General features: G+C 72.0%; 16 protein-coding genes and 1 pseudogene. 10 read left to right on the plus strand and 7 right to left on the minus strand.

Features of this window, described 5'->3' with window-relative positions:
• Window positions 1–43 precede the first annotated feature (43 nt).
• Complete coding sequence (locus tag ACF089_RS03060; RefSeq protein ID WP_392020965.1) at window positions 44–952, plus strand: diacylglycerol kinase; 909 nt, start codon at window positions 44–46, stop codon at window positions 950–952.
• 186 nt (window positions 953–1138) lie between these two features.
• Window positions 1139–3967, plus strand: a complete 2829-nt coding sequence (locus tag ACF089_RS03065) for a DEAD/DEAH box helicase (RefSeq protein WP_392021607.1) — start codon at window positions 1139–1141, stop codon at window positions 3965–3967.
• Between the two features lie 263 nt (window positions 3968–4230).
• Here the strand turns inward: ACF089_RS03065 and ACF089_RS03070 are convergent, their stop codons facing one another.
• Both ACF089_RS03070 and ACF089_RS03075 read right to left on the minus strand, forming a co-directional pair.
• Window positions 4231–4365 (minus strand): ADP-ribosylglycohydrolase family protein, encoded by a 135-nt coding sequence (locus ACF089_RS03070; RefSeq protein WP_392020967.1) that lies wholly within the window; start codon window positions 4363–4365, stop codon window positions 4231–4233.
• An 83-nt stretch (window positions 4366–4448) separates the two neighbouring features.
• Window positions 4449–5441: a hypothetical protein gene (locus ACF089_RS03075; RefSeq protein WP_392020970.1), complete on the minus strand. Its 993-nt coding sequence runs from the start codon at window positions 5439–5441 to the stop codon at window positions 4449–4451.
• Between the two features lie 104 nt (window positions 5442–5545).
• Here ACF089_RS03075 and ACF089_RS03080 point away from each other — a divergent pair, with 104 nt between their 5' ends.
• A complete protein-coding gene (locus ACF089_RS03080; RefSeq protein ID WP_392020972.1) occupies window positions 5546–6187 on the plus strand; it encodes a MerR family transcriptional regulator in 642 nt (213 codons plus the stop codon).
• 242 nt (window positions 6188–6429) lie between these two features.
• On the opposite strand, the gene ACF089_RS03085 is transcribed toward ACF089_RS03080, so the two are convergent.
• Together ACF089_RS03085 and ACF089_RS03090 are read right to left on the minus strand one after the other, a co-directional pair.
• Entirely contained in the window at window positions 6430–7272 is an 843-nt protein-coding gene (locus tag ACF089_RS03085; protein WP_392020975.1) for a siderophore-interacting protein, read from the minus strand.
• An 87-nt stretch (window positions 7273–7359) separates the two neighbouring features.
• Entirely contained in the window at window positions 7360–8265 is a 906-nt protein-coding gene (locus tag ACF089_RS03090; protein ID WP_392021609.1) for a 5'-3' exonuclease H3TH domain-containing protein, read from the minus strand.
• A gap of 245 nt (window positions 8266–8510) precedes the next feature.
• Between ACF089_RS03090 and ACF089_RS03095 the strand changes: the two genes are divergently transcribed.
• From ACF089_RS03095 to ACF089_RS03110, 4 genes are all read left to right on the plus strand, one after another.
• Window positions 8511–9689, plus strand: a complete 1179-nt coding sequence (locus tag ACF089_RS03095) for a glycine betaine/L-proline ABC transporter ATP-binding protein (RefSeq protein ID WP_392020976.1) — start codon at window positions 8511–8513, stop codon at window positions 9687–9689.
• On the plus strand, window positions 9682–11478 hold the full coding sequence (locus ACF089_RS03100; RefSeq protein ID WP_392020978.1) for an ABC transporter permease/substrate binding protein: 1797 nt from the start codon (window positions 9682–9684) through the stop codon (window positions 11476–11478). The genes ACF089_RS03095 and ACF089_RS03100 overlap by 8 nt, the downstream gene beginning before the upstream one ends.
• Before the next feature lie 168 nt (window positions 11479–11646).
• Window positions 11647–12288 carry a helix-turn-helix domain-containing protein gene (locus ACF089_RS03105; protein WP_392020980.1) on the plus strand — a complete coding sequence of 214 codons (642 nt, stop codon included), beginning with the start codon at window positions 11647–11649 and terminating at the stop codon, window positions 12286–12288.
• A 4-nt stretch (window positions 12289–12292) separates the two neighbouring features.
• Window positions 12293–13057 carry a helical backbone metal receptor gene (locus ACF089_RS03110; protein ID WP_392020981.1) on the plus strand — a complete coding sequence of 255 codons (765 nt, stop codon included), beginning with the start codon at window positions 12293–12295 and terminating at the stop codon, window positions 13055–13057.
• On the opposite strand, the gene ACF089_RS03115 is transcribed toward ACF089_RS03110, so the two are convergent.
• A complete protein-coding gene (locus ACF089_RS03115) occupies window positions 12978–14084 on the minus strand; it encodes a C4-dicarboxylate ABC transporter (protein WP_392020983.1) in 1107 nt (368 codons plus the stop codon). The genes ACF089_RS03110 and ACF089_RS03115 overlap by 80 nt on opposite strands.
• 71 nt (window positions 14085–14155) lie before the next feature.
• Between ACF089_RS03115 and ACF089_RS03120 the strand changes: the two genes are divergently transcribed.
• The 3 genes from ACF089_RS03120 (at window position 14156) to ltrA (ending at window position 17916) form a co-directional block, all read left to right on the plus strand.
• Window positions 14156–15103 carry a LysR family transcriptional regulator gene (locus ACF089_RS03120; protein ID WP_392020985.1) on the plus strand — a complete coding sequence of 316 codons (948 nt, stop codon included), beginning with the start codon at window positions 14156–14158 and terminating at the stop codon, window positions 15101–15103.
• Window positions 15104–15218: 115 nt separating this feature from the next.
• Complete coding sequence (locus ACF089_RS03125) at window positions 15219–15809, plus strand: dihydrofolate reductase family protein (protein ID WP_392021612.1); 591 nt, start codon at window positions 15219–15221, stop codon at window positions 15807–15809.
• 676 nt (window positions 15810–16485) lie between these two features.
• Window positions 16486–17916 carry a group II intron reverse transcriptase/maturase gene (gene ltrA / locus ACF089_RS03130; RefSeq protein WP_392020987.1) on the plus strand — a complete coding sequence of 477 codons (1431 nt, stop codon included), beginning with the start codon at window positions 16486–16488 and terminating at the stop codon, window positions 17914–17916.
• Between the two features lie 130 nt (window positions 17917–18046).
• On the opposite strand, the pseudogene ACF089_RS03135 reads toward ltrA, so the two are convergent.
• Both ACF089_RS03135 and ACF089_RS03140 read right to left on the minus strand, forming a co-directional pair.
• Window positions 18047–18810: pseudogene (locus ACF089_RS03135) on the minus strand (IS5 family transposase); the annotation flags it as partial.
• Between the two features lie 66 nt (window positions 18811–18876).
• Complete coding sequence (locus ACF089_RS03140; RefSeq protein ID WP_392020989.1) at window positions 18877–19596, minus strand: gamma-glutamyl-gamma-aminobutyrate hydrolase family protein; 720 nt, start codon at window positions 19594–19596, stop codon at window positions 18877–18879.
• Window positions 19597–19600: the final 4 nt, after the last annotated feature.

The raw sequence follows: 19600 nt of genomic DNA on the forward strand, positions 1-19600 counted from the left end.
CGTTCCCCCGGCCGCGCCGCGCCGGTGCAGTAACGTCCCGCGGATGACCAGCCAGATCACCCTCTTCGTCAATCCCACCGCCGGACGCGGCCGGGGCGCCCGGGCCGCGGCGCCCGCCGCGCGGGCGCTGCGCGACGCCGGATTCTCCGTACGGACCGTCCTCGGCGAGGACGCCGCCGACGCGCTGCGCCGGGCCCGGGAGGCTGTCGGGGCCGGCGCCGGAGCGCTGGTGGCCGTCGGCGGCGACGGGCTCGTGTCGCTGGCGCTCCAGGCGGTCGCCGGGACCGCCACCCCGCTCGGGGTGATCGCGGTCGGCACCGGCAACGACTTCGCCCGCTCACTGGGACTGCCGATACGGGACCCCGCGCGGGCCGGCCGGCTGGCCGCCGAGGCGCTCACGGCCGGAACGGTACGGGAGACAGACCTGGGGCGGGTGGGGGCGAAGTGGTTCGGCACGATACTGGCCTCCGGTTTCGACTCGCGAGTGAACGACCGGGGCAACCGGATGCGGCTGCCCGGCGGCCGGTTCCGCTACGACCTGGCGATGCTCGCCGAGCTGGCGGCGCTGCGGCCGATCCCGTACCGGATCTCCTTCGACGGCGGACCGGTCCGGGAGATCGAGGCGACGCTGGTGGCCGTCGGCAACGGACCCTCCTACGGCGGCGGCATGCGGATGTGCGCCGGGGCCGAGATGGACGACGGCCTCTTCGATGTCACGGTGGTGGCCGCCTGTGACCGGACGACTCTGCTCCGGGTCTTTCCGCGGGTCTACCGGGGCACGCACCTCGGCCATCCGCGCGTCAGCGTGCACCGGGCCCGCTCCGTCACGCTCCACGCGTCCGGGACCACGGGCTACGCGGACGGGGAGCCGCTCGGCGCGCTGCCCCTGACCGCCGAGTGCGTCCCCGGCGCGATACGGGTGCTGGCCCCGGCGGCCGCCGGGGCGCGGTGACGGGCCGGTCCCGCGCGGGCGGCGGGTTCGCGGGGCCCGGGGGGCGTGCGCCCCGTGGCGAGACGTACGGGCCCGGGGGCGGGGCGCCGCGCGCCCCGGCGGGCCCCTTCCCCCGGACGTCTCCGCTGTTCCGGGCGGATAACTCCGCGCTGACTGTCGTACCTCTTGGGTAGGCTCGTGAGCAAGATGACCGAAGATCTCTCCCCCGCCGAGCGCTATGCCGCCGCCCGCATCCGCGCCGCAGAGGAGGCCACCGCGCTGGCCCCCTTCCGCGAGATGTACGAATTCGACCTGGACCCGTTCCAGATCGAAGCCTGTCAGGCCCTGGAAGCGGGCAGGGGCGTGCTCGTCGCCGCGCCCACCGGCTCCGGCAAGACCATCGTCGGCGAGTTCGCCGTCCACCTGGCCCTCCAGCAGGGCCGCAAATGCTTCTACACCACCCCCATCAAGGCGCTCTCCAACCAGAAGTACACCGATCTCGCCAAGCGCTACGGCGCGGACAAGGTCGGCCTGCTCACCGGGGACAACAGCGTCAATTCCGAGGCGCCGGTGGTCGTGATGACCACCGAGGTCCTGCGGAACATGCTGTACGCGGGGTCGCAGTCGCTGCGCGGCCTCGGATACGTGGTCATGGACGAGGTGCACTATCTCTCCGACCGCTTCCGGGGCGCGGTCTGGGAGGAAGTGATCATCCACCTCCCCGAGTCCGTGACCCTGGTGTCGCTCTCGGCGACCGTCTCCAACGCGGAGGAGTTCGGCGACTGGTTGGACACCGTCCGGGGCGACACCGAGGTGATCGTCTCCGAGCACCGGCCCGTGCCGCTCTGGCAGCACGTCATGGCCGGCCGCCGGATGTACGACCTCTTCGAGGAGGAGAGCGACCACGGCGGCCGCGGCACCTCCCGGCGCGAGGTCAATCCCGATCTCGTCCGGCTCGCCCGGATGGAGAATCAGCGCGGTTACAACCCCCGGGACCGGCGGCGCGGCAAGATGGTCCGCGAGGCCGACCGGGAGCGCGAGCGCCGTCAGCGCGGCCGGATCTGGACCCCGGCGCGGCCCGAGGTCATCGACCGGCTCGACGCGGAGGGCCTGCTCCCCGCGATCACCTTCATCTTCAGCCGGGCCGGCTGCGAGGCCGCCGTGCAGCAGTGTCTCCACGCCGGGCTGCGGCTCAACGGCGACGAGGCGCGGCTGCGGGTCCGCGAGATCGTGGAGGAGCGCACCTCCGCCATCCCCACCGAGGATCTGCACGTCCTCGGCTACTACGAGTGGCTGGAGGGCCTGGAGCGCGGGATCGCCGCGCACCACGCCGGAATGCTGCCGACCTTCAAGGAGGTCGTGGAGGAGCTGTTCGTCCGCGGCCTGGTCAAGGCCGTCTTCGCCACCGAGACCCTCGCCCTCGGCATCAACATGCCGGCGCGTTCGGTGGTGCTGGAGAAGCTCGTCAAGTGGAACGGCGAGCAGCACGCGGACATCACCCCCGGCGAGTACACCCAGCTCACCGGGCGGGCCGGGCGGCGCGGCATCGACGTCGAGGGCCACGCGGTCGTGCTGTGGCAGCGGGCGATGGACCCGACGGCCCTCGCGGGACTGGCCGGGACCCGGACGTATCCGCTGCGCTCCAGCTTCCGCCCGTCGTACAACATGGCCGTCAATCTCGTGCACCAGTTCGGCCGGCATCGCTCGCGCGAGCTGCTGGAGACGTCGTTCGCGCAGTTCCAGGCGGACCGGTCGGTCGTCGGCATCTCCCGCCAGGTGCAGAAGAACGAGGCGGGTCTGGAGGGGTACCGGGAGGGCATGACCTGCCACCTCGGCGACTTCGAGGAGTACGCGCGGCTCCGCCGCGACCTCAAGGACCGGGAGACGGAGCTGGCCAAGCAGGGCGCGGCGCAGCGGCGGGCCGCCGCCGCGGACTCGCTGGAGAAGCTCAAGCCCGGCGATGTCATCCACGTCCCCACCGGCAAGTTCGCCGGGCTCGCGCTCGTGCTCGACCCGGGGGTGCCGGCCGGGCGGACCGGCGGCCATCGCGGCTTCGAGTATCACGACGGCCCCCGGCCGCTGGTGCTCACCGCCGAGCGGCAGGTCAAGCGGCTGGCGTCGATCGACTTCCCGGTGCCGGTGGAGGTGCTGGAGCGGATGCGGATCCCGAAGTCGTTCAATCCGCGGGCGCCGCAGTCACGGCGCGATCTGGCCTCGGCGCTCCGGACCAAGGCCGGGCACATCGTGCCCGACCGGCACCGCAAGTCCCGGTCCGCCGCCGCCGACGACCGGGAGATCACCCGGCTGCGGGCGGAGCTGCGCGCGCACCCCTGTCACGGCTGCGACGAGCGCGAGGACCATGCCCGCTGGGCCGAGCGGTATCACCGCCTCCAGCGAGACACCCGGCAGCTGGAGCGCCGGATCGAGGGGCGGACGAACACCATCGCCCGCACCTTCGACCGGATCGTCGCCCTGCTGACGGAGATGGACTATCTCCGCGCCGACGAGGTCACCGAGCACGGCAGAAGGCTGGCCCGGCTCTACGGCGAGCTGGATCTGCTGGCCAGCGAGTGTCTGCGCGAGGGCGTGTGGGAGGGGCTGAGCCCGGCGGAGCTGGCGGCCTGCGCCTCGGCCCTGGTGTACGAGGCGCGTCAGTCGGACGACGCGGTGGCCCCCAAGGTCCCCGGCGGCAAGGCCAAGACCGCGCTCGGCGACATGGTCCGCATCTGGGGCCGGCTGGACGCGCTGGAGGAGGACTTCAAGATCAACCAGGCGGAGGGCGTGGGCCAGCGCGAGCCGGACCTCGGCTTCGCCTGGGCCGCGTACCAATGGGCGTCGGACAAGAGCCTGGACGAGGTGCTCCGCGAGGCGGAGATGCCCGCCGGTGACTTCGTGCGCTGGACGAAGCAGGTGATCGACGTCCTCGGCCAGATCGCCGCCGCCGCCCCGTCCGACGGCTCCACCGTGGCGAAGAACGCCCGCCGCGCGGTGGACGCGCTGCTGCGCGGCGTGGTGGCGTACAGCTCGGTCGGCTGACCGGCTCTCGGTCCCGTGCCGTGCCCCGGCGCTTTCCGGGGCACGGCACGGGACCGCCCCTCGCGCCGGGCCGAGCGCCGGGCGGACCGGCCGGTCAGAACGCCGGCCGCTCCGCGAGAAGCGCCGGGTCGCCCGAGCGCGGAGTCCGGCCCCCGAAGCCGGGCCGCGGCACGCGCGGCGCCTCCCGCCACCGCCCCGGCACGGCCGAGACCCCGGGGACGGCCCCCGCGAGCATCCCCGTCACCGCCGCCGCCGTCTCGGTGTCACCGCCCGGATCGATCGCCGCCGCGCGTCTCGCCCGGCCCGGCGCCGAACTCTTCCGCGCATACGCCCGGTTCGCGGAATGCGAAGGGTGCGCCCAGTGCGTCGCCGACGGCCGAGCCGATGACCGTGCCCATGACCCGTTCCGCGCGGTGGCTGTCTCTCATCGGCTCGGGGCGGACAGCGTCTCGGCCGGGTCGGCTCCCTCGATACGGCTCGGTCAGGGCGCGGGCTCGCGGTCGGGGAGCGGTTCTGGGGCCGGCGTCGGGGAAGGAGCCCGGGTCCGGGCGGGGGAGGGGCGCAGGGAGAGGCGGGCGGCGACGGCGGTGGTGAGGAGGATCGCGGCCAGGGCGGTGAGGGTGGCGGCGTCCGGGCGGTGGAGCGGCTGGCCGCGCAGGGCCTGCCAGGTGAGCAGGGCGAGCAGCCCGCTGTATCCGCCCGCCGCCGTGAGGATCAGACGCAGCCGCACGCCCTCGTCGCGCAGTCGCGGCAGTCGTGGCGCGAGCAGCAGCAGGGCGAGGAGCAGCAGCGGCAGCAGCTGGAGCGCGTGCATGCCGAAGAAGTGAGGTATGCGCAGGTCCCCGCCGGTGGTCGACCAGCCGGTCAGCGGCATCGAGGGCCCGTCGTCGGGCACGCCGACGGAGTGCGCGCCGAGGGTGTCGACCCGTTCCCCGCGCTTCTCGGCCGCGAGCTGGTCCGAGGTGGGCATGGTCATCAGGAAGCCGAGCGCGGCCCCGATCAGCGCGAGCGCCGCGCCGAGCCGCAGTGCCCAGGCGGAGGCGCGGTCGGCCAGTTCGGAGCGGAAGAGGAGGACGGCGATGAGGAGGGAGCTGACCCACAGGACGACGATGGTGTTGCCCATGACGCTGAAGAGCGTCTCGTCGAGTTCGGTCTCCAGGTTGAAGTGACTGCGTCTGCCGCGGATCACCTGGGCGATGAGGATCACCATCTCGATCACCGAGGCCACGGCGACGACGGTCCCCGCCCACCAGCCGGTCCGGCGGGCCCGGGTGCTCAGCGAGAGCATCCAGGCCAGTGACAGGCCGTAGATCATCAGGGAGACCGCGAACTTGAACGGCTTCAGCCATATGGGTGAACCGACGAGCGTCCGTCCGTCGAGGACGACGCCGGCGGCGGAGACCACCGCCGCGCCCGCCATCAGGGCGGCGAGGACGAGTAACGGCCGATGCCATGAACGCCAGGAAGAAGGCATGAAGGTTCCCCGTTAGTTATAGATAGTGGAGCTGTCTGCTATCTGCTAGCGCCACTATCTATGATGAGCGTGGACGGGGCAAGGGCGGAGAGGATGAACGAGCCGTGCGCATGGGCGAGTTGAGTCGGAGGACTGGGGTTCCGGTACCAACGATCAAGTACTACGTACGTGAGGGGCTGCTCCCGGCCGGGGAGCTGACCAGCCCCAACCAGGCGAGTTACGGCGACTCCCACGAGCAGCGGCTACGGCTGATCCGGGCGCTGCTCGACGTCGGCGGACTGAAGGTGGCGGCCATCTCGGAGGTCCTGGCGGCGGTGGACGACTCCGGCCGCTCCGTGCACACGGTGCTGGGCGCCGCCACGGATCTCCTGGTGCCGCGCTATGCCGAGGGCGAGCCGGACGTCGCGCTGCTCGACGCGCGCGAGCGGGTCGCCGGGCTGGTGGAGCGGCGCGGCTGGCAGGTCGACGCCGACTGCCCGGGGCGGGAGGCGCTCGCCGCGGCGCTGGCCGCGCTGGAGCGGATCGGGCACAAGGGGTTCGCCCAGACGCTGGAGACCTACGCGGACGCCGCCGAGCTGGTCGCCCAGGTCGACCTCGCGTATGTCGCGGGCACCGCCGGGGTCGAAGGAGTGGTCGAACGCGCGGTCGTCGGGACCGTGCTGGGCGAGGCCCTCTTCGAGGCCCTGCGCCACCTGGCCCAGGTCGATCTCTCGTCCCGGCGGTACGGGGGCGGGGCGGGGGAGTAGGGGGCGCGGCGCGGGGGAGTGGGGGGGCGCGGTGCGGCGCGCGGGCTCCGTTTCGCGCGGGCCGCCCCTGGTCACGGCTCGCCGGGGCGCCCGGACCTCTGGCCGGGCGGCCGCGCGAGTCTCCTGCGGCGGGCCCCGCCGGGCCGAGGGCCCCGGAGCACCACGCCGAAGGCCCCGGAGCACGAGGAAGCCCCCGGCCGGCGTGCGGGCGGGGGCTCTTCGGAGGCGGGAGAGGGCGCGGGTCAGGCGGCCTGCTCCTGTTCGCGCTCGACCTGGTCGTTCCACGCGCGCTTGACCTCGCGCCAGGCCTCGTCGGTCTTGCCGAGTCGCCAGTACCCCGAGATCGAGAGCTGATCGCGCGGGATCTGCCGCTCCAGCCGCAGATGACGGCGCAGCTCCTTCACGAAACCGGCCTCGCCGTGGACGAAGGCGCACACCCGGCCCTCGGGGAACTCCAGTCCGGTCACCGCCGCCACCAGCGCCTCGCCGACCGGGCGGCCCGCGCGGTGCAGCCAGGTGATCCCGACGCCGTCCGGAGTGACGATCTTCTGCTCGTCGGCGGCGTCCTCGATCTCGACGAAGGCGTGCACCAGCGCGCCCTCCGGCATGTTCTCCAGCGCGGCGGCGATCGCGGGAAGCGCGCTCTCGTCGCCCGCCACCAGATGCCAGTCGGCCGCCGGGTCCGGCGCGTACCCCCCGCTCGGGCCGAGGATCCACACGGTGTCACCCGGCCGGGCGCGCCCGGCCCAGGGGCCGGCCAGCCCCTCGTCGCCGTGGACCACGAAGTCGATCGCCAGCTCGCCGCGGACCGGGTCCCAGCTCCGTACGGTGTAGGTGCGGTTCGCGGGCCACTGCTCGCGCGGGAACTCCGCCCGGACGCGGTCCACGTCGAAGGGCGCCGGATAGCTCACGCCCTCCTGCCCGAACAGCAGCTTCACATAGCTGTCGGTGAAGCCCTCGACGGCGAACCCGTCCAGCCCCTCACCGCCCAGCACCACCCGCACCATGTGCGGGGTGAGCCGCTCGGTGTGGACCACCCGGCCCTCGAAGGACGTCGGTGTCGTGCGAGCCGGTCGTTCTGCCACGGCGGTCTCCCTGGATTCGTGTCTCGCTTAGGCTTACCTAAGTTAGCACCACCTGAGTTCAACCTCTGCTCAGGGAAACCAGCCAACTCATCCGCGCAGGGTCGTCAGCAGCCGCTGGAGCGCGCCTCCCAGCCCCCAGCGCGCGGCCAGCTCCTCCAGCGCCGCCGGATCGCGCGGCCCCTTCGGGAGCGCCGGATCGAACGCCGGCAGCGCCACGTCGGACGCCACCCGTACCACCGTCGGCGCGACCGCCACATACTCCCGGGACTCGTCCAGCCGCCGCCGCTGCGAGGGTGTCAGCCGCGAGGCCGGATCGTCCACCGCCGCCATGATCCCGGCGAGATCGCCGAACGCGTCCAGCAGCTTCGCCGCCGTCTTCTCGCCGATGCCCGGAACGCCCGGCAGCCCGTCGCTCGGATCGCCCCGCAGCAGCGCGAGATCCACATAGCCCGGCCCGTCCACCCCGTACCGCTCGCGCAGCCACGCCTCGTCCGTCGTCTGGAGCGTGCCCACCCCCTTCAGGGGATAGAGCACCCGCCGGCCGCGCGCGTCGTCCACCAGCTGGAACAGATCGCGGTCGCCGGTGACGATGTCCACCGGCCCGTCGGCCCGGGCGGTGAGCGTGCCGATCACATCGTCCGCCTCATAGCCGTCGGCCCCGACCCGGGCCACGCCGATCGCGTCCAGCACGGCCGCGATCACCGGGACCTGGGGCGCGAGGGTGTCCGGGGTCTCCTCCTCGTCCGGACCCGTCTCCGTCTCGGCCGCGACCCGGTGCGCCTTGTACGAGGGGATCAGATCGACCCGCCACTGCGGACGCCAGTCGTTGTCCCAGCAGGCCACCAGATCGTCCGGATGGTGGTCCTGGACCAGCCGCGTGATGAATTCGAGCAGCCCGCGGACCGCGTTGACCGGGGTGCCGTCCGGGGCGCGCACCGAGTCGGGGACCCCGAAATAGGCGCGGAAGTACAGGGAGGCGGTGTCGAGGAGCATCAGGCGTCGGGTCACCCTCCGATCATGCCGCACCCCTCGGACAGTCACCCCGGCGCACACCCCGCCGGAGTGAGGTGGATCACTGTTGTGTTTGACCTGTGAAGGCGGGGGCAGGCGCGGATCCGGAGCGAACCCCGTTCTCTTTTCAACGACTTTTCGGGGTGTGCGGGCGGAACCCGCCGGGCTCCGCGGTCCGCCGGCAGGGGGAGAGGCGGACCGTTCTCGTTTCTACGCGTGAGGTGTATGTGTCCAGGCTCCAGGCCGAGCACTTGTACAAAGTGTTCGGAAGACGACCCGAGGAAGCGATCCAGCGGCTGGAAGGGGGCGCCGACCGCGACGAACTGCGCGCCGACGGCACGACCGCGGCCGTGATCGACGCCTCGTTCACCGTCGAGCCAGGACAGATCTTCGTCGTCATGGGCCTCTCCGGCTCCGGCAAGTCCACCTTGCTGCGCATGCTCAACGGACTCCTCGACCCCACCGCGGGCCGGGTCCTCTTCGACGGACAGGACCTGACCGCCCTGACCGCCGGCGAGCTGCGCGCCGTACGCTCCCGCAAGATCAGCATGGTCTTCCAGCACTTCGCGCTCTTCCCCCACCGCAGCGTGCTGGAGAACGCCGGCTACGGCCTGGAGGTGCAGGGCGTCCCGCGCGCCGAGCGCGAGCACCGCGCCACCGAGGCGCTCGCCCTGGCCGGTCTCGCCGGCTGGGAGAACTCCTGGCCCGACGAGCTGTCCGGCGGCATGCAGCAGCGCGTCGGCCTCGCCCGCGCGCTCGCCACCGACGCCGACCTGCTGCTCATGGACGAGTCCTTCAGCGCGCTCGACCCGCTGATCCGCCGTGACATGCAGGACCAGCTCCTCCAGCTCCAGAAGACCCTGAAGAAGACCATCGTCTTCATCACCCACGACCTCAACGAGGCCATGCGCCTCGGCGACCGGATCGCCGTCATGCGGGACGGCCGGATCGTCCAGATGGGCACCGCAGAGGACATCCTCGTCACCCCCGCCAACGACTACGTCGCCTCCTTCACCCAGGACGTCGACCGCTCCCGGGTGCTCACAGCGGGCGCGATCATGGCCGACGCCGCTCCCGACGCCGCTCCCGGCACCGCCCCCGGCGGCTCCTCCGGCGAGGGCCCGGACGGCGCGAGCGCGCGGGACGTCCTCGCCGCCGCGCCCGCCGTCGTACCCGCCGACACCCCGATCATCGAACTCTTCACCCCGTGCTCCACCAGCGAGTCACCCGTCGCCGTCGTCGACGACCGGGGCTCGCTCATCGGCGTCGTACCCCGCTCGCGGCTGCTCGCCGTCCTCGGGGAGCCGATGACCCCGTCGGCGGCCCCCGCAGCGGCGAGGACCGCCCGTACCACCGACGCCGACGCCGACGATCAGGGCGTCGCCAAGGCGGTGGCCCGTGCCTAGGATCAACCTCGGCGACTGGGTCGACACCGCCGTCGACTGGCTCCGCCTCCACCTCGCGTGGCTGTTCGACGCCATCTCCTCCGTCGTCACCGGGATGTACGACGGCATCGACGCCGCCCTCTCCGCGCCCGAACCCCTGCTCTTCGCCGGTGTCCTGGCCGTCGGGGCCTGGTGGCTGCGCGGACTCCTCGCCGGCGTCCTCGCCTTCGCCGGCTTCGCGCTCATCGACTCCATCGAACTCTGGGACGACGCCATGTCGACCCTCTCGCTGGTCCTCGTCGCCACCGTCGTCACCCTGGCGATCGCCGTCCCGCTCGGCATCTGGGCCGCGCGCTCCAAGACCGTCAGCGCGATCGTCCGGCCCGTGCTGGACTTCATGCAGACCATGCCCGCCATGGTCTATCTCATCCCCGGCATCATCTTCTTCGGCGTCGGCGTGGTCCCCGGCATCATCGCCACCATCGTCTTCGCCCTGCCGCCCGGCGTGCGCATGACCGAACTGGGCATCCGCCAGGTCGACGAGGAACTCGTCGAGGCCGCCGAAGCCTTCGGCACCACCCCGCGCGACACCCTGACGCGCGTACAGCTCCCGCTCGCCCTGCCCACCATCATGGCCGGGGTCAACCAGGTCATCATGCTCGGCCTGTCCATGGTCGTCATCGCCGGAATGGTCGGCGGCGGCGGACTCGGCGGCGCGGTCTACCGGGCCATCGGCAATGTCGACATCGGCCTCGGCTTCGAGGCCGGCGTCTCCATCGTCATCCTCGCCATGTACCTCGACCGCATCACCGGCGAACTCGGCCGCCAGGTCTCCCCGCTCGGCCGCCGCGCCGCCGCCCGCGCCAAGGCGCTCGCCGGACGGCCCAGGATCAGGGACCACCGCCCCCAGCCGGCCGTCGCGCTCGCCGGAGCCCTCGTCCTCGCGCTCGTCGCCGGCGGCATGGGAGTCTTCGGCGCCGAGAAGTCCGAGCGCCCCGCGGGCGCCGCCGACATCGGCAAGGGCCGCGAGGTCACCATCGGCTACATCCCCTGGGACGAGGGCATCGCCTCCACCTTCCTCTGGAAGGAAGTGCTGGAACGGCGCGGCTTCCAGGTCGAGACCAAGCAGCTGGAGGCCGGAGCGCTCTACACCGGCCTCGCCGGCGGGCAGATCGACTTCCAGACCGACGGCTGGCTGCCCGTCACCCACGCCCAGTACTGGAAGAAGTACGGCGACCGGCTCGAAGACCTCGGCTCCTGGTACGGACCCACCTCCCTGGAGCTGTCCGTGCCCTCCTACGTCGACGGCATCGACTCCCTGGACGACCTCAAGGGCCAGTCCGACCGCTTCAAGGGCCGCATCATCGGCATCGAGCCCAGCGCCGGAATGATGGGCCTGCTCAACGACAAGGTCCTCGACGCCTACGGCCTCAAGGGCGAGTACAAGGTCGTCGACGGCTCCACGCCCGGTATGCTCGCCGAGCTGAAGCGGGCGTACCAGAAGAAGGAGCCCGTCCTCACCACCCTCTGGTCGCCGCACTGGGCCTACAGCACCTACGACCTGAAGAAGCTCAAGGACCCCCAGGACGCCTGGGGCAAGGGCGACGGGGTCCACACCATCGCCCGCAAGGGCTTCACCGCCGACCACCCCGAGATCGGCCGCTGGCTCGGCGACTTCAAGATGACCGAAAAGCAGCTGACCGGCCTGGAGGCGCAGATCCAGCGGACCGGAACCGGCAAGGAGCAGGACGCCGTCCGCACCTGGCTCAAGGAGAACCCCGAGGTCGAGGCCCAGATGGCCCCGGAGTGACCCCACGGCTCCCGTACCCGCCTCCGTGACGGGGCGGCCCCCGCCGCCGGCGGGGGCCGCCCCGTCCTGCTTCGCGCCCCCGGGCCCCGGGACCGGTCGGCCGTATGCGCGCGGCCGGACCCGGAAGCTGCGTATGGTGAGACAGGACCAGGAAGGGGAGCCCGGCTGATGGACGAGAAGGACGGCAAGGACCCGAAGGAGACCGAGCGTCTCCGGGTGGGCGCCGCCGTGCGCAGACGCCGCCGCGCGCTCGATCTGACGCTCGCGGCCGTCGCCGAGCGCAGCGGCCTCTCCGTGCCCTTCCTCAGCCAGGTGGAGAACGAGCGGGCCCGCCCCAGCACCCGGTCCCTCCAGCGGGTCGCCGACGCCCTGGAGACCACCGTCGGACGGCTCGTCGAAGCCTCCGACGCCGCCCGCACCATCGCCGTCGTCCGCGCCCCCGCCGACACCGAGACCGATCCCGGCTCCGGCACCGGCCGGCCGTCCCGCACGGACACGGACACGGACCGCGACCAGCCGTACGCGCGGCGCACCCGGCGGCTCGTCCGGGGCCGCCACCAGCTCGAAGCCCTCGAATTCACCGGCGAGTACGACACCGAGGGCGAGTTCCAGCACCGCAACGACGAGATGATGTACGTCGCCGACGGCGCGGTCGAGGTCGAGGCCGAAGGCCGCGCCCACCGCCTCGGCCGCGGTGACACCCTGTTCCTCTCCGGCGGCGTACGGCACCGGTGGCGCGCCACCGTCCCCGAGACCCGCGTCATCGTCGTCACCGTCGCCGACCACATCGAGACCCCGGCCGGAAGTTAGCGCCGTGCGGGTCGTCTCGCTCGTGCCCTCCCTCACCGAGGCCGTCGCCGTCAGCGCCCCCGGGCTGCTCGTCGGAGCCACCGACTGGTGCGACCGCCCGGCCTCTCTCGACGTCGTACGCGTCAAAGGCACCAAGAACCCCGACATCCCCGCCGTCCTCGCCCTCCGCCCCGATCTGGTGATCGCCAACGAGGAGGAGAACCGGGAGCCCGACCTCGCCGCCCTGCGCGCCGCCGGAGCGAACGTCCTCGTCACCGAGGTGCGCGACCTGGACCAGGCCTTCCGCGAACTCGAACGCGTGCTCGTCGACGGCTGCGGTCTCGCCCGACCGCGCTGGCTGGACGACGCCCGGCGGGCCTGGGACGCCGTCCGGCCCCTCGAAACCGCGCCCGCCGCCGTCGTACCGATCTGGCGGCGGCCCTGGATGGTCCTCGGCCGCGACACCTTCGCCGGGGACCTGCTCGCCCGGCTCGGCGTCCGCAACCTCTACGCGGACCACCCCGAGCGCTACCCCCGCATCCCCCTCGGCGAACTCCGCTCCCGCGGCGCGCGACTCGTGATCCTCCCCGACGAGCCCTACCGCTTCACCGCGGACGACGGGCCCGAGGCCTTCCCCGGCCTGCCCCCGGCGCTGCTCAGCGGCCGGCATCTCACCTGGTACGGGCCCTCCCTCGGCCGGGCCCCCGACGTCATCGGCGCGGCGCTGCGAACAGCGCTCCGCCGGCCGCCCCCCGCACCGTCCGCCACCCCGCCACCGCCCACGCCGTGACCAGCAGCCCGTACAGCGCCGCCGCCGGCACGGAGAAGGCCGCCAGCCCCGTACGGTCCGCCAGGCCCGCCAGCCCCGTCACACAGGTGCCCACCGGGAACGTGAACGCCCACCACCCCAGCGAGAACGGCATGCCGAGCCGCAGCGCCCGCACCGTCATCGCGCCCGCCAGCGCCAGCCACAGCAGGGCGAACCCCATCACCGGCACCCCGTAACCCACCGACAGGACCGTCAGCGCCGAACCGTACGGAGCGTCCGACGAGACCGCCGCCGCGTTGCTCAGCGCCGTCGTCGACTGGCCCAGCGGGCCCAGCACCAGAAACAGCGCCGGAGTCGTCGCGAGCGGCAGCGGGCCCTCATGCACCAGCCGGGCGAAGAACAGCGGCAGCATCAGCAGCGTCGCCAGCAGACTCATGCCGAACAGCGCCCCGCACAGCAGCAGCAACGCCTCCCGGCCCGGCCCCGCCGGCAGATACGGCGCCAGCGGCGGCCCCGACGCCGCCGCCACCATCGGCGCGACCACCGGCAGCAGCCACACCGGCGACGCCGAACCCGGCGCGATCCGATGGCGTACGACCATCAGATACGGCACGCCCACCGCCACCGTGACCGCGCCCGCCGTGCCCGCCGTGAAGAGCGCGAACGCCAGCGCCACCGCCGCCGGCTCCCCGATCAGCTCCCGGCCCGCGCCGAGCCCCGCCGTGCCCACCGCCAGCAGCGCCATCGGCAGACAGCCGTAGAACGGGGCCACCGCCGGATCCAGCAGATGCGCCCGCGCCTGATCGCGATGGCGCAGCCAGTGCGCCGCGCGAGCCGCCGCCACCAGCACCAGCAGAACCGCGGCCGCCGCCCATACCGCCGCCAGGGCCGGACCCGCGCCCGGGACGGGCAGGGCCGCGCCCGCCGTAGCCACCACGGCGGTGCCCATGACGGTCGAGTACCAGTTCGGAGCCAGATGGCGCAGCGCCGGACTTCGTACGGAATCCGCCCGGGGGCGGCCTGGGCCGGTGCGTACGACGGTGCTCATGCCCCCACTCTCGGCTCCCGCGCCGTCACCGCGCCAGGAGCCCCCGGGCTATGGGGTCATAGGCTGCGCTTATGAGCGAGCATCGCGAGGCGACGGGTACGGGAAGGGTGCCGCTCGGGCACCGGGTGCCCGAGCTGGGAGCCCTGGAGCTGCTGCTCGCCGTCGCCCGTCACGGCAGCCTCGGCCGGGCCGCCCGCGAGCTGGGCATCAGCCAGCCCGCCGCCAGCGGACGGATCCGCTCCATGGAACGCCAGCTCGGCGTCGCCCTCCTCGACCGCTCGCCGCGCGGCTCCCGGCTCACCGAGGCCGGGGCGCTCGTCACCGAATGGGCGAGGCGGGTCGTGGAGGCGGCCGAGGCGTTCGACGCGGGGACACAGGCGCTCCGGGGGCGGCGCGACTCACGGCTGCGGGTCGCCGCGTCCATGACCATCGCCGAGTATCTGCTCCCCGGCTGGCTCGTCGCGCTGAGCGCCGCCCGGCCCGGCACCGCGGTCTCGCTGCACGCCGGGAACTCCGCCGCGGTCGCGGAGCGGCTGCTCTCCGGCGAGGCGGACCTCGGCTTCGTCGAAGGGCTCGCCGTCCCCGAGGGGCTGGACGGGGCCGTCATCGGGCACGACCGGCTGGTGGTCGTCGCCGCGCCCGGGCACCCCTGGGCGCGGCGGGGATCGCCGCTGACGGCGGCCGAGCTGGCCGGGGCGCCCCTCATCCTCCGGGAGCGGGGATCGGGGACCCGCCAGGTGCTGGACGCGGCGCTGGCGGGGTGCGGGGGGCCCGCCGAACCTCTTCTGGAGCTGGCCTCGACGACGGCGGTCAAGGCCGCGGTGATGAGCGGCGCGGGGCCCGCCGTCCTCAGCGAACTCGCCGTCACCGAAGAACTCGCCGCCCGCCGCCTCAGCGAGGTCCGCCTCCACGGCATCCCCCTCCACCGCGCCCTCCGCGCCGTCTGGCGCCGCTCCCAACTCCCCACCGGTCCGGCCCGCGACCTCCTCTCCCTCACCTCCACCCACAACCCCGACTAGGCCGTTTCTTCGGGATCAACGCCTTGCCCAAGATGCGGGTGCCGCCGTGACCGATGAGTCCTGCTCCTGCGTGGAGTCGATCTCGATGGTGCAAGCACACGGATGGGAGCAGCGCATGGGTGAGCTGGTCGTGGTCAACTTCGTCTCGTTGGACGGTGTCGTGCAGTCGGTTCTCTCGGCCGACGAGGACCGGGAGGGTGGGTTCGATCAGGGCGGCTGGGTGCTGCCTTATGTCGACGAAGTGGTGGAGCGGTTCATGAGCGAGGCCACGGCTGGTGCCGGGGCCCTGCTCCTGGGCCGCAGGACGTACGAGATCTTCGCCGCCACGTGGCCGTACGCCGACATGAACGACCCTGCGGTGGCCGCGATGAACGCGATGCCCAAGTACGTGGTCTCCCGCACGCTCAGGGATCCAGGCTGGGCGAACAGCACTGTGCTCGGCGCGGATCTGGCGGCGGAGGTCGGCCGTATCAAGGCCGCGTCCGAGAGCGAGACGGTGGTGCTGGGCAGCGGGGGGCTGCTCGGGGCTCTGATCGAGTACGACCTCGTTGACGAGTACCGGCTGCTGGTCTTTCCTCTCGTCCTGGGTAGCGGGAAGCAGCTCTTCGCCGACGGCAAGAGCCCTCGCCGCCTGACGCTTACCGCCACGCGGCCGACACCGTCCGGCGTATTGATCAACACCTACCGGCGCCGTGCGGAAGGTTGAGGTCTCGGATCACCTCGCCGACCAGATGTGGATGGCGGCGAGGTAGATGGTGGCGGTCTTGTCGTAGCGGGTGGGTGCGCCACGAGGCGCTATGGAATCGAGTGAGGTGAGAGACCTTCACCGCCGGGTTGTCGCAGCAACCTGGTTGAAATTGGGGGGCAGTTCGGCTCGGGGGATGCCGAGCCGGGCGGTAAGCAGCCCCGACAACGTCGGGACGGGCTGGCACTGCCAGACGGTCCGGGTCCGGCTAGTGAGACGGGAAGGTGCACGCGAGGAATCAGTGCTTGACGCCCCGTAATTACGACACCGGCTCCAACCTGGCGGATGCGGGCCGGATGCAGTGCACGGTTGCCGATGGTCGGCGGCCGACTCCGAAGCCGGATCTACCTACCGGTGGGGAGGCCACGCCGAAAGCCTGCGGCGTAAGCGTGGCGATGCTGCCGGGGTAGAGCTGGGCACCTCACCCGTCAATCGATTCCGTGGTGAACGTGGGAACTGCCCGCGGTCGCCCGATGCCGGATCTCCAGTCCGGTGGAGGGCAGGCCCATCGCCGGCTGATGGCCGTCGGGCAGGACGGAGGCTCCGTAGTACTCCGAGGCCGGGAAAGCCGGCCACATGGGGAAGGGGGCCAGCAAGTCGGCAGTAAGGATGCTGGAATGCCAGGAGGTGGTCGCCGGTGAATTCCGACGAGCTGGAATGGGCCTTGATGAAGGCCGAACGCCGGGTACTGGAGATCCAGACCAAGCTGCACCGTTGGGCTGCTGATGATTCTCATCGCAGGTTCGACGATCTGTTCAACCTCGTGGCCGATCCCGCCTTCCTGTTGGTGGCGTGGGACCGTGTCCGGGGAAACAAGGGTGCCCGCACGGCCGGAGTGGACGGGAAGACCGCCCGCTCCATCGAGGCCGGGCAGGGAGTCGAGATGTTTCTCGGCAGGCTGCGAGTTCAGATCAGAGACCGTAGCTTCCGGCCGGTTCCCGTGCGTGAGCGGATGATTCCCAAGGCGAATGGCAAACTCCGTCGCCTTGGAATACCGACCGTGGCGGACCGAGTGGTCCAGGCGTCCTTGAAACTGGTGCTGGAGCCGGTGTTCGAAGCGGATTTCCTCCCGTGTTCCTACGGGTTCCGACCGAATCGCCGGGCTCATGACGCGATCGCCGAGACCCGCTACCTCGCCAGCCACGGATACGAGTGGGTGGTGGAGGGCGACATCACGGCGTGCTTCGATGAGATCTCGCACCCGGCTCTCATGGAGCGGGTGAGGAATCGAATCGGAGACAAGCGGGTGCTGTCCTTGGTGAAGGCGTTCTTGAAGTCCGGGATCCTGTCCCGGGACGGAGCCTTCACGGACACACGCACCGGGACCCCGCAGGGTGGGATCCTGTCGCCGCTGCTGGCGAACATCGCGCTCTCGGTCCTGGACGAGAACATCGCCCAGGGGCTTGGAGGGCCAGATAGCACCTCCGAGGATCGGCGCAGGAGACGGCGCCGGGGATTGCCCAACTATCGGCTGGTCCGGTATGCGGATGATTTCCTCGTGCTTGTCTTCGGGCGTCGTGAGCATGCCGAGGAATTACGCGACGAGGTCGCGGGGGCGTTGAAGCCGATGGGCCTTCGCCTGTCGGTGGAGAAGACAAAGATCACGCACATTGACGAGGGCCTTGATTTTCTCGGATGGCGCATCCAGCGCCACCGGAAACTGGGCACTGACCGGCAGTACATCTACACCTATCCGGCACGGAAGTCAGTGCGTTCCGCAACTGGCAAGGTGAAGGAACTGACCGGACGGCAGAACGTCGGCTTGTCGCTGGATTCCTTGCTCCACCGGCTGAACTTGGTGTTGCGGGGATGGTGTGCGTACTTCCGTCCCGGAGTGTCGAATGTCGCTTTCTGTTACCTCAGCCACTACGCGTGGATGAGGGTGACGCGATGGATCCGGCGCAAGCATCCCGGGATCACTTGGAAGCAGCTCCGTCGACGCTATTACGGCGGTGGCTGGTGGCCTGCCACGGAGGAAGCGGAACTGTTCAACCCGGCAAAGGTGAGCACGACCAGATACCGATACCGGGGAACACTCATCCCGACCCCGTGGCCCACTGCGGCATGAGGAACTGAGCATCTCGAAACGGGATTTGTGGAGAGCCCGGTGCCCGGAGACGGGCACGCCGGGTTCGGGAGGCGGCTCGGGGAAACCCGCTGGTGGAGACATCGGCAGGGCGCCCCGAGTCGACCTCACCCAGGCCGCGCCATTGCTTGATCTTGTTGATGGCCCGTTCGACCGTGTTCCGCTGTTTGTAGGCTTGGCGGTCGAACGTCGGCGGGCGGCCGCCTCGGCTGCCGAGCCGTTTGCGGTTGGCGGCCTGGTCGGCGGGCTGCGGGATCACCGCCCGGATCCCGCGACGGCGCAGGTGCGATCGGATGGCGCGGGACGAGTACGCCTTGTCCCCAAGGATCGTGTCCGGTCTCGTGCGTGGGCGCCCGATGGGCTGTGGCACCCGGATCCGTGCCATGACGTGCTCGAATGCGGGTGCGTCTCCGGCCTGGCCGGGCGTGACGACGAAAGCGAGCGGTCCGCAGCGGCCGTCGGCGGCGAGGTGGATCTTGGTGGTCAGTCCCCCGCGGGAGCGTCCGAGGGCATGGTCGTCCGGCTCGCCGGCCGGGGCCCCCTTTGACGGGCCCCGGCGGCGTGCTGATGCGCCCGAACGATCGTGGAGTCGACCGCGACCATCCAGTCGAGGTCGCCCTCGGCGTCGGCCCGGGCCAACAGGGCGGTGAAGACCTTCTCCCAGGTGCCGTCGGCAGCCCACTTGCGCAGCCTGTTGTGGGCGCCCTTCCACGAGCCGAAGTGTTCGGGCAGGTCCATCCACGGCGTCCCGGTGCGGTACTTGAACGCGATCGCGCCGATCACCTCCCGGTGATCACGCCACCGACCACCCCGCCTCGGCGACCGGTCCGGCAGCAGCGGCTCGATACGCGCCCACTGCGCGTCAGTCAACGACACACATCAACCAACGATCAGATGATCCGAAAGAAACGGCCTAGCGCCCGCCGTCAGTCCGAGCCCCGCTCAGGGGCCCGCGCCCTTCGCGTGCCCGCGCCCGCGCCCCCCTCGCGCCGCCTCCACCAACGCACCCATCACCGCGAGATCCCCGCCCATCTCCGGATGCCACTGCACCCCCACCGCCCACCCGGACTCCGTCTCCACCGCCTCCACCGTCCCGTCCTCCGCGTACGCGCAGGCCGTCAGCCCCGGGGCCAGTCGGTCCACCGCCTGGTGGTGGTAGGAGGGCACCTCCGCCGCGTGGGGGACGATCGAGGCGTAACGGGTGCCCGGTACGGGTTTGACCGTGTGGGAGGTGAAGACGCCCTCGCCCCCGGTGTGCCCGTCCAGATGCTGGACCAGCGTCCCGCCGAGCGCCACGTTCAGCAGCTGCATCCCCCGGCAGATCCCCAGCAGCGGCACCCCCGCCGCCAGCGCCGCGTGGATCAGGGCCAGTTCCCAGGCGTCCCGGTCCCGGGTCGCCGGGCCGGTGCGGGGATCGCGCTCGGCCCCGTACCGTACGGGCTCCACATCCGCCCCGCCCGCGACGACCAGCCCGTCCATCCGGGCGACCACGGCCGGCGCGGAGCCGGGTCCGGCGTCGGGCGGAAGCATCGCGGCCAGCCCGCCCGCCCGCTGTACGAGGGCGGGATACCGCGCCGGGAGCAGCGCGGCGGGCATGCTCCACAGCCCCCAGGCGGCCGGGCTGAGATAGGTCGTGACCCCGATGAGCGGCTTGGTCACCATGGCT

Source organism: Streptomyces sp. NPDC014894 (assembly GCF_043080985.1).
Taxonomy (GTDB): domain Bacteria; phylum Actinomycetota; class Actinomycetes; order Streptomycetales; family Streptomycetaceae; genus Streptomyces.